This is a genomic window from Bacteroides sp. CAG:633, assembly GCF_000435115.1.
Classification (GTDB): domain Bacteria; phylum Bacteroidota; class Bacteroidia; order Bacteroidales; family Bacteroidaceae; genus Bacteroides; species Bacteroides ndongoniae.
In genome coordinates, this window is the sequence record NZ_FR883126.1 from 1 (window position 1) to 17,392 (window position 17,392).

11 protein-coding genes are annotated in these 17,392 nt (G+C 44.6%); 10 read left to right on the forward strand and 1 reads right to left on the reverse strand.

Going from position 1 to position 17,392, the window contains the following annotated elements; genetic code table 11:
• Nucleotides 1-397: 397 nt before the first annotated feature.
• Genes QVP67_RS12400 through QVP67_RS12425 form a run of 6 tightly spaced genes read left to right on the forward strand, consistent with a single transcriptional unit; the run spans nt 398 to nt 6,472 of the window.
• Nucleotides 398-1,660, forward strand: a complete 1,263-nt coding sequence (locus QVP67_RS12400; RefSeq protein WP_022163880.1) for an MFS transporter — start codon at nt 398-400, stop codon at nt 1,658-1,660.
• Nucleotides 1,661-1,670: 10 nt separating this feature from the next.
• Nucleotides 1,671-2,234 carry a bifunctional nuclease family protein gene (locus QVP67_RS12405; RefSeq protein WP_022163881.1) on the forward strand — a complete coding sequence of 188 codons (564 nt, stop codon included), beginning with the start codon at nt 1,671-1,673 and terminating at the stop codon, nt 2,232-2,234.
• Nucleotides 2,235-2,273: 39 nt separating this feature from the next.
• Nucleotides 2,274-2,972, forward strand: coding sequence for a 16S rRNA (uracil(1498)-N(3))-methyltransferase (locus QVP67_RS12410; protein WP_022163882.1), 699 nt, complete (start codon nt 2,274-2,276; stop codon nt 2,970-2,972).
• A gap of 25 nt (nt 2,973-2,997) precedes the next feature.
• The gene (locus QVP67_RS12415) at nt 2,998-4,548 is read left to right on the forward strand and encodes a DUF4836 family protein (protein ID WP_022163883.1); all 1,551 of its coding nucleotides are present in this window, start codon (nt 2,998-3,000) and stop codon (nt 4,546-4,548) included.
• Nucleotides 4,549-4,601: 53 nt separating this feature from the next.
• Complete coding sequence (locus QVP67_RS12420) at nt 4,602-5,246, forward strand: ATP-binding cassette domain-containing protein (RefSeq protein WP_022163884.1); 645 nt, start codon at nt 4,602-4,604, stop codon at nt 5,244-5,246.
• A 14-nt stretch (nt 5,247-5,260) separates the two neighbouring features.
• The gene (locus QVP67_RS12425) at nt 5,261-6,472 is read left to right on the forward strand and encodes a hypothetical protein (protein ID WP_022163885.1); all 1,212 of its coding nucleotides are present in this window, start codon (nt 5,261-5,263) and stop codon (nt 6,470-6,472) included.
• Between the two features lie 419 nt (nt 6,473-6,891).
• Here QVP67_RS12425 and QVP67_RS12430 read toward each other — a convergent pair whose 3' ends face one another.
• Nucleotides 6,892-10,992, reverse strand: coding sequence for a hybrid sensor histidine kinase/response regulator transcription factor (locus QVP67_RS12430; protein ID WP_022163886.1), 4,101 nt, complete (start codon nt 10,990-10,992; stop codon nt 6,892-6,894).
• A gap of 616 nt (nt 10,993-11,608) precedes the next feature.
• Between QVP67_RS12430 and QVP67_RS12435 the strand changes: the two genes are divergently transcribed.
• The 4 genes from QVP67_RS12435 to QVP67_RS12450 all read left to right on the forward strand — a co-directional run.
• Nucleotides 11,609-13,324 carry a GH35 family beta-galactosidase gene (locus tag QVP67_RS12435; RefSeq protein WP_022163887.1) on the forward strand — a complete coding sequence of 572 codons (1,716 nt, stop codon included), beginning with the start codon at nt 11,609-11,611 and terminating at the stop codon, nt 13,322-13,324.
• 25 nt (nt 13,325-13,349) lie between these two features.
• The gene (locus QVP67_RS12440; RefSeq protein WP_022163888.1) at nt 13,350-15,065 is read left to right on the forward strand and encodes a sialate O-acetylesterase; all 1,716 of its coding nucleotides are present in this window, start codon (nt 13,350-13,352) and stop codon (nt 15,063-15,065) included.
• Nucleotides 15,066-15,094: 29 nt separating this feature from the next.
• The gene (locus QVP67_RS12445) at nt 15,095-16,507 is read left to right on the forward strand and encodes an MFS transporter (protein WP_022163889.1); all 1,413 of its coding nucleotides are present in this window, start codon (nt 15,095-15,097) and stop codon (nt 16,505-16,507) included.
• Between the two features lie 62 nt (nt 16,508-16,569).
• Nucleotides 16,570-17,392 (forward strand): endo-1,4-beta-xylanase (locus QVP67_RS12450; protein WP_288180179.1); only part of this gene is annotated, 823 nt, incomplete at its 3' end.

Consider the following 17,392-nt stretch of genomic DNA (forward strand, 5'->3'; position numbering starts at 1 on the left):
GTGAATCGCGTATTACGACACACCCTCTTTATTCTTAAATAGAGTTAAGAAAAGGCATTTTTTGGCCGTTTTATTATGTTGTATAACATAAAACCTCTACATTTGCACTGTGTTTTTCATGGTATTAGATTTAAGGTTAACAAAGATTGGGTGTCTGGGATAGATACCCTTCTTTTTTTATATACCCCTTCAGATTCCATTCCTGCCTTTCCAGGCATACGAAACAGGCTGCTTCTGCACACTTTTCCAACCTTCGGAAATATCAAAAAATCCCCTTTCTGGACAGACTAAAAAAAGTGATAGGTTATTTGCATTTCTCCGACCGGTATCGTACCTTTGCAAGACGCTGTACAAAATAGCATTTGTTTATCTTTAAGAATCCAAAACAAGAAAAACTATGAACATCAAAGTCCGCTTAGTCATTATGAACTTCCTACAGTTCGCCGTGTGGGGAGCTTACCTGACATCCATGGGCAGTTATCTGGTCAACGTCGGTCAAGCAGCACATATCGGAACATTCTACGCCATGCAAGGTATCGTTTCCCTATTTATGCCAGCCATTCTGGGTATCATTGCCGACCGCTGGGTACCGGCTCAGAAGCTGTTAAGCTTCAGTCACTTTACAGCGGCTTTATTCATGGCATTGGCAGGCTATTACGGCATGAGCAGCGGAAGCGATGTCGAATTCGGTATACTTTTTACTTTATACTCGCTGAGTGTGGCGTTCTATATGCCCACCCTTGCACTTTCCAACTCGGTAGCCTATACGGCACTGGACAAAGCCGGGCTTGATACCATCAAAAACTTCCCCCCTATCCGTATATTCGGTACCATCGGATTCATCTGCTCCATGTGGATGGTGGATATATTGGGACTTCAGAACAATTACGGCCAGTTCTTCGCTTGTGCCCTTATCGGATTGGTATACGGCGTTTATGCACTGACCCTCCCTGCCTGTCCTGTTAATAAAGGAGGCGAAGGCAAATCACTTACAGAAGCAATGGGGTTGCGTGCCTTCACATTGTTCAAACAGAAAAAGATGGCTATCTTCTTTATATTCTCCATGCTGTTGGGCGTATCGCTGCAAATCACAAACGGATTTGCCAATCCCTACATCAGCAGCTTCGGAAGCATCCCCGAATATGCCGAGACCTTCGGTGTACAGCATGCCAATATTCTGATTTCGCTGTCACAAATATCCGAAACACTCTGCATACTGCTGATCCCATTCTTCCTGAAAAGATTCGGTATCAAGTATGTGATGCTGATTGCCATGTTTGCTTGGGTACTCCGATTTGGTTTGTTCGGTGCTGGCAATCCGGGCAGCGGCGTATGGATGTTTATCCTTTCGATGATCGTCTATGGAGTGGCATTCGATTTCTTTAATATATCCGGTTCTCTGTTTGTTGACCGTGAGACAGACAAAGGCATACGGTCGAGCGCCCAGGGTCTGTTTGTCATCATGACCAACGGATTCGGTGCAACCATCGGTACATTGGGAGCACAAGCTGTAGTCAATCATTTTGTCGACTTCAACAGCGAAGCCCCGCAAATCGAACAATGGCAATATGCATGGTATACCTTTGCCGCTTATGCACTGGTAGTAGCCGTTGTATTCGCATTTGCCTTCAAATATAAACACCGGCCGGAACAACTATAACCGTAACGGAATGAACAGAAAGAAAATAGAACTGCAAGTTCTGAACATATCCAACAGTCAGGAGCAGGCTGGAGCTTTCGCCTTGGTATTGGGCGAAATAAACGGTGATCGCCAGTTGCCCATTATCATCGGCACCAGCGAAGCTCAATACATGCTCATTGAGCTGAAAGGCATCACATCTCCACGCCCCCTGACGCATCATCTTTTTGCTTCCGTACTCGAAACACTGAAAGTCAAGTTGGCGCGAGTACTCATCTATCATGTAAACAATGGGGTATTCTACTCGTATGTCTACTTCAAATCGGACAACACCTTCATGCGAATGGATGCGCGTACAAGCGATGCCGTAGCTTTGGCTTTGCGAATGCATGCACCGATCTATGTGTATGAAGATATTTTGGAAGATGAGGGAATACGCTCGGATTTCTTCTCCGAGGCTTCACAACAGGACGAGCAACCCAAAGAAGAAAACATAGAGTCACTGAAAGCAGCCCTGGCCGAAGCCATAGCAAACGAGAATTACGAACGTGCCGCCCAACTGCGCGACCAAATCAATCAACGCAAAAAGATGTAGGCACCTCAGCGCTATCACATACAATATAACATTTCGAACATGCACGTATTCTACACACCAGACATACAAAACAGTAACGAACTGCCTGAAGAAGAAGCAGCTCATGCGATACGGGTATTGCGTCTTCAAACAGGCGACGAAGTAATGCTTACCGACGGACAAGGCAACTTCTATCGTACCGAAATCAGTACCGCTACCAACAAACGCTGTTTGGTACGAGTACTGGAAACCATAGCTCAAGAACCGCTTTGGAGTGGCTATCTGCACATTGCCATGGCACCTACCAAGAATATGGACCGCACAGAGTGGTTTGCCGAGAAAGCCACCGAGATAGGATTCGACGAACTTACCTTCCTGAATTGCCGCTTTTCGGAGAGGCGGGTTATCAAGACCGAACGTATCTCGAAGATTCTTATCTCCGCCATCAAGCAGTCGCTTAAAGCCCGCCTGCCAAAGCTAAACGAGATGACCGACTTCGACCGCTTCATTGCCCAGCCTTTCGACGGACAGAAATTCATTGCACATTGCTATGAAGGAGAAAAGCCCCTGTTGAAAGACATCATCCGAAAAGGCGAGAATGCACTGGTGATGATAGGTCCGGAAGGCGACTTCAGCGAGGAAGAAGTAGAAAAAGCTATCGGACAAGGATTTCAGCCTATCAGCCTGGGACGCTCAAGGTTAAGGACAGAAACAGCAGCACTGGTAGCCTGTCATATATTGAATCTGGAAAACCAATGATATTCACTTTTAACACTTTAACGATATGAAAAAAGGTTTATTTCTCCATTTATCGGTTTTAGCGATACTGATAGCATTTATCAGTTCATGTTCCAAAACAACGGAGTACACCAACGCTATTCCTGCCGATGCCACATCGGTAGTAGCACTCAACCTCAAATCATTGGGTGAAAAAGCCGGCATAGGCGATAAAGAAAACAAGGAAGCTCTGCAGAAGCTGACCGACGTATTGAAAAACGAAATGAATGCAGCCACTTTCCAACAACTGGAAACGGTGCTGAAAGATCCGAATAAAGCAGGTATCGACCTGAAATCGCCAGTCTACCTGTTCAATACTCCCAATATGAAAGCTGCCCTGGTAGCTAAAGTCAGCAATGAAGATGACTTGGAGAATCTGCTTCAAGTGACAGAAAAAGAACAAATCAGTTCCGCTGTTGCAGAAGGCGACGGATACCGCTACGCCACACTCAGCAATCAGGCCATACTGGCATTCACCCCTTCCGCACTTGTCATGGTAAGTTATAGCGGAGAGGCACAGCTGGAAAATGCAAAAGGCCAAGTCAGCAACCTGTTGAAGCAGACTGCCGAACAAAGCATTGCCAACAGCGAAGGTTTCAAGAAGGCCATGAAGAAGAATGGCGAAATCAACGTATTCATTGCCCTGAACGAACTGTCAAACAGCTATGCCCAGATGATGAAGCAAAGACTGCCGAACAGCGAAAACTGGGAAGAAATGTTCCTGCTGGGTAGCCTGAGCTTTGAAAAGGGAGAAATAAACTTTGAAGCCGAATGGTATACCAATAATGATGAACTGAGGAAAAAGCTGGAACAACAGGCCAAAGCTACAACACGCCCTATCCAGAACAATCTGCTGAAATATTTCCCGCAATCCTCACTGGCATTGTTCAGCATGGGCATCAACGGAGAAGAAGTATTCAAATACCTTCAAGAAAACGAAGATTTCCAGAAGAGCATATCCATGAAGCAGTTCAACGACCTGAAAGTATTTTTCGATGCTTTTCAGAACGATATAACCATAGGACTGATCAACGTCACCATGCAAAATGCTCCGGCCTTCCTGGCTTATGCCGAAGCCAAGAACAACGACATGCTGAAAGCTCTTTATGAAAAAAAGAACGAACTGGGTCTGCAACGAGGTACTGACATCATCCGGTTGAACGAAAACGAATATGTGTACAAATCGCGTAAGCTGAACGTATTCTTCGGCATAAAGGACAAGACGTTCTATGCAACCAATGATGAACTGCTTTACAAAAGCATCGGTAAAGCATCAGATCCTTCTGCCGCCAAAGCCGAATACGCATCCGAAATCAAAGGAAAGAACATGGCCTTTATCATCAATATTGAGTCTATCTGTTCTTTACCGGTAGTCAAGATGCTGGCACAATTCGGCGGACAACAAGCTGCCTCCGCCCTCTCGCTGTGCGACAACCTCACTTATCTGGAAGTGACAGGAGACATACAGAAAGCAAACTTCAGCTTGAAAATGAAGAATAAAGAAGTCAATTCACTTAAACAAATCGTCAACTTCGCAAGACAGTTTGCCGGCATGTAAGCCGACACTAACGCTATAGAGCGTCAACTGTCAACGAACAGTCTAATTAAACAATGAACAATATTCACCTGCGGCAAACACTTCCACAAGTGTTTGCCGACCGTGATGCCATTACCTCTGACATATGGCATCACGACATCACATTCTGCAAAGGGAAGCGTTACCTGATTGAGGCCGCTTCGGGCACAGGCAAATCTTCGCTTTGCAGTTACATCTACGGATACCGGCGCGACTATCAGGGCATCATCAACTTCGATGAACGCAACATACGTTCGCTCTCCGTAAGCGAATGGGGAAACATCCGGCGACACTCACTCAGCATTCTGTTTCAAGAACTGCGCATCTTCCCCGAACTGACGGCACTCGAAAATGTTCTGCTGAAGAACCAGCTGACCCAGCATAAAAAGAGAAAGGACATCGTGGCCCTTTTTGAAACATTGGGGATAGCCGACAAAATCGACGTACAAGCCGGCAAACTGTCCTTCGGACAGCAGCAACGGGTAGCTTTTATCCGCAGTCTTTGCCAACCTTTCGACTTCATCTTTTTGGACGAACCCGTCAGCCACCTTGACGACGAAAACGGCATCATTATGAGCCGGCTCCTGACAGAAGAAGCCGAACGGCAACAGGCCGGTATCATCGTGACATCAATAGGCAAACACCTGCCACTGGACTACAACGAAGTATTCAAACTTTAACTCTGAAAGAAACAATGAACAAACTCGTCTGGCGACTTCTTCGTCAACACATCAGCGTGGGACAACTGGCCGGCTTCTTCCTGGCCAATCTGTTTGGCATGACAATCGTCCTGCTAAGCATACAGTTCTATCGCGATGTATTGCCGCTGTTCACCCAAGGGGACAGCTTTATGAAGAAAGAGTATATCATCGCCACCCAAAAAATCAGTACCCTCGGTAGCTTTGCCGGGCGCAGCAATACCTTTACCAAAGAAGAAATCAAGGAACTGCAACAGCAGCCGTTCACCCGTAGCATCGGGGCTTTTACCCCTTCGCTCTTTAAAGTATCAGCCGGGCTGGGTATGCAGGAAGCAGGCATCCACCTGTCTACCGAAATGTTCTTCGAGTCGGTACCCGACGAATATGTAGACGTCAACCTGGACAAATGGCACTTCGATGAAAACAGCCGCACCATCCCCATCATCATCCCGCGCAACTACCTCAACCTCTACAACTTTGGTTTTGCCCAAAGTCGCAGCCTGCCCAAGCTGTCGGAAGGTGTGATGAGCCTGATTCGGATGGACATCATTCTGCGCGGCAACGGACACGTAGAACAGTATAAAGGTAATATCGTAGGTTTCTCCAACCGTCTGAATACGATACTGGTTCCGCAATCGTTCATGAACTGGGCCAACCAGACTTTTGCTCCCGACCAGGAAGCACAGCCGTCACGGCTGATTGTCGAAGTGAACAACCCAACCGACACAGCCATCGCCGACTACTTCCAGCAAAAGAATTACGAGACCGAAGGCAATAACCTGGATGCCGGAAAGACAACCTACTTCTTACGGCTTATCACTGGCATTGTCATAAGCATAGGACTGTTTATCAGTCTTCTGTCGTTCTACATCCTGATGCTGAGCATATTCCTGCTATTACAGAAGAATACCGTAAAACTGGAGAACCTGCTGCTCATTGGCTACAGTCCCACGAAAGTAGCCCTGCCGTACGACTTGCTGACCATCGGTCTGAATCTGATTGTACTTCTGCTGTCAGCAGGCGGGGTGATGTGGATTCGCAGTTATTACACAGATACCCTTCAGAATCTGTTCCCACAACTGGAAACAGGCTCTTTATGGCCTTGCATACTGACGGGAAGCCTGCTGTTTGTCTTTGTTTCGCTGATCAACATCCTAAGCATACGAAAAAAGGTGAACGACATCTGGAAAAACGGTGCATCCAAATAATTTCAAACTTTTCGGGCACGGATTACAGGGCATTTTGCAATGGAATTATTCCTTTCGCAACATCATTCCCCTGTAGTCCGTGCCTTCTTCTATCCGATAAAAAGCCCTGCTCTGAACGACGTCTGTACGGCTCGTGAACAACACTTGCACGGCTCACGAGCGACACTTGCACGGCTCACGAGCCATATTTGCACTGTTCGGCACATTGCTTCTTATGCTCTCTAACATTGATTGTTACGCCCTCTGACATTGCTTGTTAAGCACTGCCACATTACACCCTATCAGCCACGACATATACTGCCGCCTCAGGCAGCATCGGAATCTGATGAGAAAAGAATGGATGGAAGGCGAAAATACATTAAAAGATAAAAGGTTCACGAAGCCTTCACCGCTGTGTATGGTTCCGTAAACCTTTCATCTCAATCTTTTTGATGTTTAATGATGTAGTCTTTAGGAGACAAGCCATACCGTTCTTTGAACGAGTTGGAGAAATGAGACAAACTGGTATAACCCGTAGCATAAGCTATCTCGGAAATAGTCAGCTTTTTATTCTCGGCCAGTAGCTTGGCTGCCTGTTGCAGACGAATATTCTTAATGAAGTCGCGAGCTGAAAGATTTGTCAGTTCCTTCAGCTTCCGATGAATGTGCACTCTGCTCAGTCCGACTTCTGTAGCCAGCAATTCTGCATTCAGGTCGGGATCGGCCAGATGTTCGTTCACCACTTTCATGATTTTCTCCATCAGCTTCTCATCGCCCGACTGCATTTCCAGTTTGTCTATCTTGTCTTCCTGCTGCTGCGTACCGCTAAACTTATTCTTCAGCATCCGACGATTGTGCAGCAAGTTGGCAATCGTTCCTTTCAGTAATTCCGTATTAAACGGCTTCACGACATAGGCATCGGCTCCAATGTCCATGCCTTCCAGACAATCCTCGGGATTCGACTTTGCCGTCAGCAACACTACCGGAATGTGATTGATATTGGTATTTTGCTTGATTTTGCGACACAACGTAAGTCCGTCCATTTCAGGCATCATTACATCACTGATTATCAGATCGGGCATATCGGTCAGCATCAGTTCGTAGGCTTCCTTGCCATTCACGCAAGTCTGTATCCGGTATTCATCGGCCAACTCATTCTTCAGATAAGTGCGTATCTCCTCTTCGTCTTCTACAATCAGCACTTTCTGGTTGGTCTTGGCTTTAACGGTCTTTTCCTCTTCCGCCTGCAGGTCTTCCGGAACTTCGCTCAGTACTTCCGGATGCACACGAGGCTTCAGCGGAACCGGCTCTATCTTCATACTGCTTTCGCCAGCTTCCAATTCATCGCTACGCAGATGCGCCGCTCCCATCGGAATACGGATAACAAAACGACTGCCCGAAGTGTCTTCCCGATTTTCGGCAAAAATCTCGCCATGATGCAACAATACCAACGAACGGGACAGGTGCAGACCGATTCCCGTACCAAAGTTAGACTTGGTTACATCGTTGTCTATCTGGTAGAAGCGTTCGAATATACGTTCAATCTTATTCTTGTCGATGCCGATGCCACTATCCGAAACGGTTATCTCAAAATACTCCCTCAAAGCATCCCTACGGGTAGCGTCCTTGCCGGTAGACAGCCGAACCAGCACCTCCCCTTCTTCCGGCGTATACTTAAAGGCATTGGAAAGGATATTCATCAGAATCTTATCAAAGTTATTCAAGTCAATCCAGACTTTCAGTTCAGGCATATCATGCTCGAACGTGAAGTGTATCTTCTTCTTTCGCGCCAGATAATCGAATGTCATCATTACATCGTCGATAAAGCCCACCATATCCATCTCGCGGAACTTCAGGAACATCTGTCCCTTATCCAGCTTACGAATATCCATCAACTGATTGATCAGGCGCAAAATGCGCTGGGCATTACGATAAATCATCAGGTAAGTCTTATGCAGTTCCGCATCTTTCTTATCGGCAAGCAACTTCTCCAGCGGATTGATGATCAGCGTCATCGGTGTACGTATTTCGTGGGAGATGTTGATAAAGAACTGCAGTTTGGCTTCGTTCAGCTGTTCTGCATGTTCACGCTTCATAAGCTCACGGCGATGCCGCATCCGCGAACGGAGGTGATTTACTATGCCATATACCAGCAGTCCCAACAGAATGCAATAAATGAAATAAGCCCACCAAGTCGCATACCAAGGAGGAGTAATCAGAATTTCGATATTACGTATTTCCGAAAGACTTCCATGATTCAAAGCACGCACCGAGAAAGTATATTTGCCGGGAGGCAGGTTGTTATAAGTCACCAGATTTACCCCCGGTTCGGTCGACAGCCACTTCGATCCCAGTTCCTCAATCTTATACTGGTAAGTTATCTGTTCCGGACTATTATATTGCAGAGTGGAAAAGACAATACTAAACGTATTGTCATCATAAGCCAACTGAAAGCGTTTCGCATCCTGAACACTCCCCTGAATAACCGGCCGACCACCCGATTCGGTATTTTTACGTACAGGCTGATTGAATATAAAGAAGTCAGTGATGCAGACCTCTGCTGTCTTGGACTCACTACTGATGGCGTCCGGCAAGAAAGCTGTAATACCATTCACACCACCAAAGAAAATCTTTCCCGACGGAGCACGATAAAAAGCTCCGTGCATGAATTCATTGCCTTGTATTCCATCGCCCGCGTAATAGTTTATGAAACGTTTCTCTACAACATCGAACTTACTGATGCCATTGTACGTACTAATCCAGATATTGTGTTGTCCGTCTTCGCACAATCCGCAAATAACATCATTAGACAAACCATCCTTTACGGTAAATTTCTCGATCTCCTCTGTTTTCTTATTAAAACGGAACAGACCACCAGTCGTTCCTGCCCAGATATAACCATTGCTATCTTCCAGCAAGGCATAACCTACGCAGTCGGTTATCAGTGTATTGGATTGCCTATAGTTCAGGAAACTGCCAGTCTGGGGATTAAAGCAACTGATTCCTTTATAATGCGCCAGCCATACAATCCCATCTTTATCACAAAATAAATAGTTTATCCAATCGTTAGCCAACTCATTCCGATTCAAATCGCCCGCTTCGTCCTTGGACGATTCGTAATGCTTCAACTCTTTCGTCTGCAGATTATATCGGTAAAAGCCCGAACCCAAGGTTGCGATATACAGGTTTTTCCGTCCATCTTCCGCTATCGACAACACCTTTTTATTACCGATCTGTGGCAGATAGTCACACTTCCCTGTTTTCCTGTCCATTCTGGCCAAGCCACGTGTATACGATCCAACCCAAAAATCTCCGTTCGAATCTTCGTACATACACATCACCGTACTGGCAACAGAACTCGAAGAACCATCCGGCTGATAATGCCGTATACGTTTCCCGTCTATCCCCAGTTCAAACAAGCCTTCATTGTCCGCTCCTACCCATAAATGATAATCACTGTCCTGAAAAACAGACATCACACATCCTTCGCCTATAGGGTTATAATAAATAGATTTGCTGCCATAATATTCAAAAGGATTTTCCTGCTTCGGTATCAGCATAATTCCTTTCTGAAATAATCCCAACCATAAATTCTTGTCCTTATCTCCCATCATGGCATGAACCTTGCCTTTGGAGAAGTCCATCGGAGCAGAATTTATACTATAATCTTCCAAAGCCTCAAGAGCCGGATTATACGCCTTTATTCCCTGCCCATCGGTACCTACCAGCAACTTGCCGGATACCATCAGCAGACAATATACTGATATAGACGGAGAACCTTCACAAGGGACAGACACAAACCGGTTGGATTCCTTATCATAGCGCGAAAGGCCCTTTTTAGGCGTTCCGACAAACAAGTTGCCTTGGCTGTCCTCTATGATAGCCGAAATATTATTATCATTTATTTCCGGATATTTAAAAATACGTATTTCTCTTGTTGCCGGTAAATAGCAAATCAAACCATTTCCTTCAGTACCAATCCATATATTACTGTTGGAATCCTCGTAAAAGTTCTGCTGATAGTTGTAATTGGCCTGATGCAATATATTATCCAAAGACAGAGCCTTATCTCCCTGAATGTCTAAACGGAACATACCTTGACCGGTTGTAGTAATCCAGATTTCGCCATTGCGCAATTCACGCATTTGAGTCACGTGCGGATATACTCTGCGACCACCACGCATCATGGGTATTTCGATGAATGTATCAGTGTCACGATCATACTTCATCAACCCATCAATACAGCCTACAAACAGATTTTTCCGACTGTCTTCAAACAACGTATGCACATAGTTATTTTTAATAGAAGTAGAATCACCGGGAATGTGCTTGTAATTGGTAAAGCGTATACCATCAAAACGGTTCAAACCGTATTCTGTTGCAATCCATACAAAACCACGGCTGTCTTGCAGAAGCTTATTCACCAGGCTGCTGGACAATCCGCTTTCCATAGAATAAAAACGACCGGTTTGTGCCATTCCAGGCACAAAAGGAGTGCAAAAGAATATTACAAAGAGAATAATACGAATATATTGGTTCATGGTATAAGGTTTGTGATATCTATAAAAATCGTTCAAAGATAATGCATTTCACCAATATTGAAACATTAAAAAACACAAATGTTACATGGAAGAAAGATTATGTAACGTAGACTAAAGTTTATCCACCAAAATTATAACTTTTCCACAAAAGACAAGCACAAAATGGATCTGAAATCAACGCAAACGACAAACACATATACTCAAAAATAGCATATCATTAGCCTAATAAGATACCCAGATAGTAGCCTAAAATTAGATAATCCTGCCATATTTCACTTACTAAAAAGGTAATAAATTCATCCATAATAAAAAACAGGCCAGGATAAAAGCCCCTAAAAAGAAAAATAGCTACATCAGCCCACTATTTTACCTGCTTCAACAAGCATATTTTTCTAATATTGATATACACTTCGAATACAATAACTATAGCAATGGTAACATCCTATATAAAACACGACTTTTAAGCCGAATGTACTCTATATACAAGAAAATGTAACGTAGAATAAAGTGTATGTTACCTATAGGAATGTTTATGATACATTATTTGAAATGAAATACAAAGCTGATTCGTATCTTTGTAAACAGAGATAACATTAAAATTGATACCTGTATCACCATGAAAAAGACAACCCTACTCCTCCTTTTCATTCTGTTGTCGGCAACCTTATCCGCGCAGAAAAGTTCTTTACACAGGGAAGATATATTCACTCAACTCCTTGTCGAGGGAAAACCTTTCCTTATATTAGGAGGTGAACTGGGTAATTCTTCAGCAGCCTGTACACAAGACATTGAGCGTATCTTTCCGAAACTCCAACGGATGGGATTAAATACTGTACTTGTTCCTGCCTACTGGGATTTAATAGAACCCGTAGAAGGACAATATGATTTTACCCTGACCGATAAGGCCATCGAACAGGCTCGGGCAAACAATCTGAAAATAATATTCCTGTGGTTTGGAGCATGGAAAAACTCCATGAGCTGCTACACACCACTATGGTTCAAGACAAACTATAATAAATATCCGCGAGCCATTACTCAAAACGGTAAGCCGTTAGAAATAGCAAGTGCCTTTTCCGACAATGTCCGTCAGGCAGACAACCGGGCTTTCACTGAATGGATGAAACACATAGCCGATGTGGATAAAACACATGGAACAGTCATCATGATTCAAATTGAAAATGAAATAGGTATGCTTGAGAGCGCACGCGACTATTCCCAAGCTGCTAATCAAGCTTTCCAGGCACCGGTTCCAGAGAAATTAATGAATTACCTGCAAAAGAACAAGAAAAAGCTTCATCCGCAGATGCTGAAAAAATGGGAAGCACAAGGCTGTCCCCGACAAGGTAATTGGCAAGCAGTTTTTGGTTCAGATATCTATACGGACGAAATCTTTATGGCATGGCACTATGCCAACTATGTAGAAGAACTGGCCCAAACAGCACGTTCCATATACAACGTACCTTTATATGTCAATGCAGCGATGAACAGTCGTGGCCGCCAACCGGGAGAATATCCTTCAGCCGGTCCGCTGGCACACCTTATTGATATATGGCACTGCGGTGCACCATCTATTGACATTCTTGCCCCTGACCTTTACGATAATGGATTCAAGGATTGGGTTGCCCAATACCATCTGCACAACAATCCACTTTTCATTCCAGAAATCCGACTGGCAGACGATGATGGTGTAAGAGCATTCTATGTATTTGGCGAACACGATGCCATAGGCTTCAGCCCCTTCTCCATCGAGGATGGAAGTGACTCACAGCAGGCTCCTTTAGTACAAAGCTATGGCAAATTAAAGGAAATGATGCCCTTACTCACCCAATACCAAGGAAAAGGAGTCATGAAAGGACTGCTGTTTGACCAGGAAAATAAAGAACGTATTCTGCACAATGACGATCTGGTCATTACATGTCGTCACTATTTCACCCTGCCGTGGGATCCGAGAGCTACCGATGGAAGCAAATGGCCCGAAGGTGGAGGCATCATACTCAAAATAAGTAGCAAAGAATATATTGTAGCCGGTAGTGGAATCGTTGTAGAATTTGCTAAAAGTACAGAAAAGGCATCCGGAAACGCCAAAGAACTGTTAGGCGAAGATGGCTTCAAACTAAAAGGTGAAAACGAGCAACACAGCTACACTGAATCAAAGAAGTTCCAAGGAAAACGCTGTGGACTCGGTTCCGTTGATGAAATCCAAATCAATCCTGACGGTAGTTTCGGGTATATTCGCCGCTTAAACGGCGATCAGACACACCAAGGTCGTCATGTCCGTATTAGTGTTGGGGACTTCAAAATATTACATGTAAAATTATACGAATACGAATAACAAACAAGTAAAATATATAAGAAACATGCATAAAAATAAAGTTTATATTAAGTTTAGGTTAGGAGTTGCAGTGTTACTTTGCCTTTGCTCTGCCTCAATGGCAGAAGCAAAGGTGAAGTTGCCTGCTCTTATTTCCGACGGTATGGTGTTGCAACGCGAACAAACCGTCAAAGTATGGGGAACTGCCGATGCGGGCGAAACCGTCACAGTCAGATTTTTAAAAGGGAAATCGGCTGATAACGTAAAAATAGCCCTTCCTTCTATAACAAAAGGTGGTAAACTAAAAGACACATTTACTGCAACAGCCGACAATTCCGGAAAATGGAGCATTACACTTCCTCCCATGAAAGCAGGAGGCCCCTATCTCATGTCAGTAAACGACATCGAAATCAAAGACATTCTGATAGGTGATGTATGGCTTTGCTCCGGGCAATCCAATATGGAATTGCCTGTCAGTCGGGTTACCGATATGTTTGCCGAAGAAATTGCATCTTACAACAACGATAAGATTCGCCACATCATCATTCCCAAAGTATACAATTTCCATGCACCGCAGGAAGACACACCTCAAACAAGCTGGAAAGCACTGAATCAACAGAATGTGATGCAATTCTCTGCCTTGGCCTACTTCTTTGCCAAAGCATCCTACGAGAAGAATGGCATTCCGGTAGGACTTGTCAATTCAAGCTGGGGCGGCACTCCTGTTGAAGCATGGATCAGTGAAGAAGGTCTGAAAGAGTTTCCACTGTACATTAACGACAAACGCCAATACGAAGATGACGCTTTCTGTGCCCATATAAAAAAGGTAGAAAGTGAAAACTTCAGCCGTTGGAATCGGTCGCTTTATTTGGGTGATGCCGGTTTGCACGAATCTACTCCATGGTATGCCGCCGATTACGACGACAGCCATTGGAAAACCATCGACATGTTTTCTGCCGACTGGGGCAACAACGGACTAAATCCCATAGGCGGCTCACATTGGTTACGCAAAGACGTTGATATACCACAAAATTATAGCGGCAAGGAAGCTATCCTGCGTTTAGGCTGTATTGTTGATGCCGATTCGGTCTATGTCAATGGACAGTTTGTCGGAACAACAGGTTATCAATATCCGCCACGTATATACAAAATACCTGCCGGATTACTGAAAGCCGGCAAGAACAATGTTACCGTCCGCCTCATCAGCAACGGCGGCCAACCGAGCTTTGTTCCGGAAAAGCCATACAAGATCATTATTCCCTCAGAAGGACAAAACGAAGAAATCAGCCTGGAAGGTACATGGAAATACCGTCTTGGTGCTCCCATGCCCAACGCACCAAGCATGATGTTCTTCTGCTACAAGCCAGTTTGCCTGTACAACGCCATGATAGCCCCCTTAAAAAACTATACTTTCAACGGAGTAATATGGTATCAGGGAGAATCGAACGTATCACGACGTAACGAATATGCTTCTTTGCTGACAGCCATGATAGCAGACTGGCGACGCACTTTCAACCGTCCGAACTTGCCGTTCTATATCGTCGAATTGGCAGACTTCCTTTCCAAAGACGATATTGACGGACGCAAAGCCTGGGCTGAAATGAGGCAGGAACAAGCCAAGGCTGCCAAACAGAATACTCATACTACTCTCATCAAAAACAGTGACTTGGGTGAATGGAATGATATCCATCCATTAAACAAGAAAACATTGGGTGAGCGTGTAGCAGATGCAGCCTTAAAACAAACTGACGACAAAAAATAAACAGTGCAAATACTAAAAAATAAATATCTATGGAATCTATTGCAAAAACAAACGAAGAATCAAAAGGATTCTACAAACTTTCCTGGCTTCAACGCATAGGATTCGGCTCGGGAGACCTAGCCCAAAACCTTATCTATCAGACAGTCTGCATGTACTTGCTGATATTTTATACCAACGTATACGGTCTGAAACCCGAAGTGGCAGCTTTCATGTTCCTGATAGTTCGCGTAGTCGATGTTTTATGGGACCCGCTGGTAGGTGCTTTTGTCGACAAGCACAATCCCCCGCTGGGTAAATACCGTTCTTATCTGGTATTGGCAGGTATTCCCCTCACAGGCTTTGCCATTCTTTGCTTTTGGAACGGTTTCTCCGGCTCTTTGGTTTATGCTTACATTACCTATGTAGGACTGTCCATGCTTTATACATTAATTAATGTACCTTATGGTGCCCTCAACGCATCGCTGACTCGCGATACCGACGAAATCACGACATTGACCAGTGTGCGTATGTTCCTGGCCAACACTGGCGGACTGGCGGTAGCTTATGGTATTCCCAAAATTGTTGCAGCCATTTCACCTGACGGAATGACCAATACTACAACCAGTGCCCATGCCTGGTTCATCACAATGACCATTTATGGCATAGTCGGACTGGCTCTGCTCATATTCTGCTTCACACAATGCCGCGAACGTGTCGTTATGGATGCCAAAGAAACCGAAAACGTGAAGGTATCCGACCTCTGGGTCGAGTTCAAACGCAACAAGCCCCTGCGTGTACTGGCATTCTTCTTCATCACAGCATTTGCCATGATGGCGGTAGGCAACTCTGCGGGATCCTATTACATGATTTATAATGTAAAAGGTACCAGTGATCAGATGGCCAACTTCATGGCATTAGGTTCTATTCCGGCTTTCATTTTCATGCCACTGGTTCCCTGGATTAAACGGAAAATCGGAAAGCGTGCCATGTTCAATGTATTCTTATCCGTCGCCATTATCGGTATGGCCATGCTTTATGTGATATCGATGACTCCATCGCTGAAAACTCAAATCTGGCTGGTTTATGTAGCACAGTTCATCAAGTCAACAGGTGTTATCGTAGCTACCGGATACATGTGGGCGCTTGTACCCGAAGTAATCTCATATGGAGAATATACTACCGGCAAACGTATATCAGGCATTGTCAACGCCCTGACCGGAATCTTCTACAAGGCCGGTATGGCATTGGGAGGTGTAGTGCCCGGACTGGTATTGGCATATGTAGGTTTCGATCAGGAAAATGCTGTCAGCCAATCTCCTTTTGCAGAACAAGGCATCCTTTGGCTGGTAGCCGTTATTCCTGCTATTCTGTTGGCTCTGGCTATGTTCATCATTTCCAAGTACGAGCTGAGCGACGAGAAGATCGATGAGATAAATAAAGAAATCGAATTGCGTCATAAATAAAACAGCTTAGTGTACAAGAAAAACGTACTCACAAATTTTACTAATTATAATTTTATCGTATCATGAAAATTACGCATGTTATTTTAACATTGTTCGCATCTATGCTAGCAGTTTCCTGCGGCAATGGGAAACAGGCAACTATTACGGAAGAGCCTGCATTGAAAGATATTTTTGGCGATAAATTTCTGGTAGGCGTAGCTGTCAACGTCCGCCAGTCGTCAGAAGTAGATACAGCCTCAGTGAAAATCATCAAAAAGCACTTCAATTCGATTGTGGCAGAAGACTGCATGAAGAGTGCCAATATCCATCCCGAAGAAGACCGTTACAACTTCGAGCAAGCTGACCAGTTTGTAAAATTCGGACAAGAGAATAACATGGCCATCATCGGACACTGCCTCATCTGGCATTCGCAGCTTGCACCCTGGTTCTGTGTCGATCAGAAAGGAAACAACGTATCGGCCGAGGTGCTGAAGCAACGGATGAAAGATCACATTACTACTATTGTTACCCGATACAAAGGAAAAATCAAAGGATGGGATGTGGTCAACGAAGCCATTGAAGATGACGGTTCTTATCGAAAAACAAAATTCTACGAGATATTGGGAGAAGAATACGTTCCTTTAGCCTTCCAATATGCCCATGAGGCAGATCCAGACGCTGAACTCTACTACAATGACTATGGTATGCATTGGCCCGGTCGACGAGATGGTATCGTCAAACTAATTAAATCTCTAAAAGAAAAAGGGTTACGTGTCGATGCTGTTGGAATGCAAGGACATATGGGAATGGACTATCCCACTGTAGAGGAATTCGAAAAAAGTATGCTAGCTTTTGCTGAAACCGGAGTCAAAGTAATGATTACAGAATGGGAAATGAGTGCTCTTC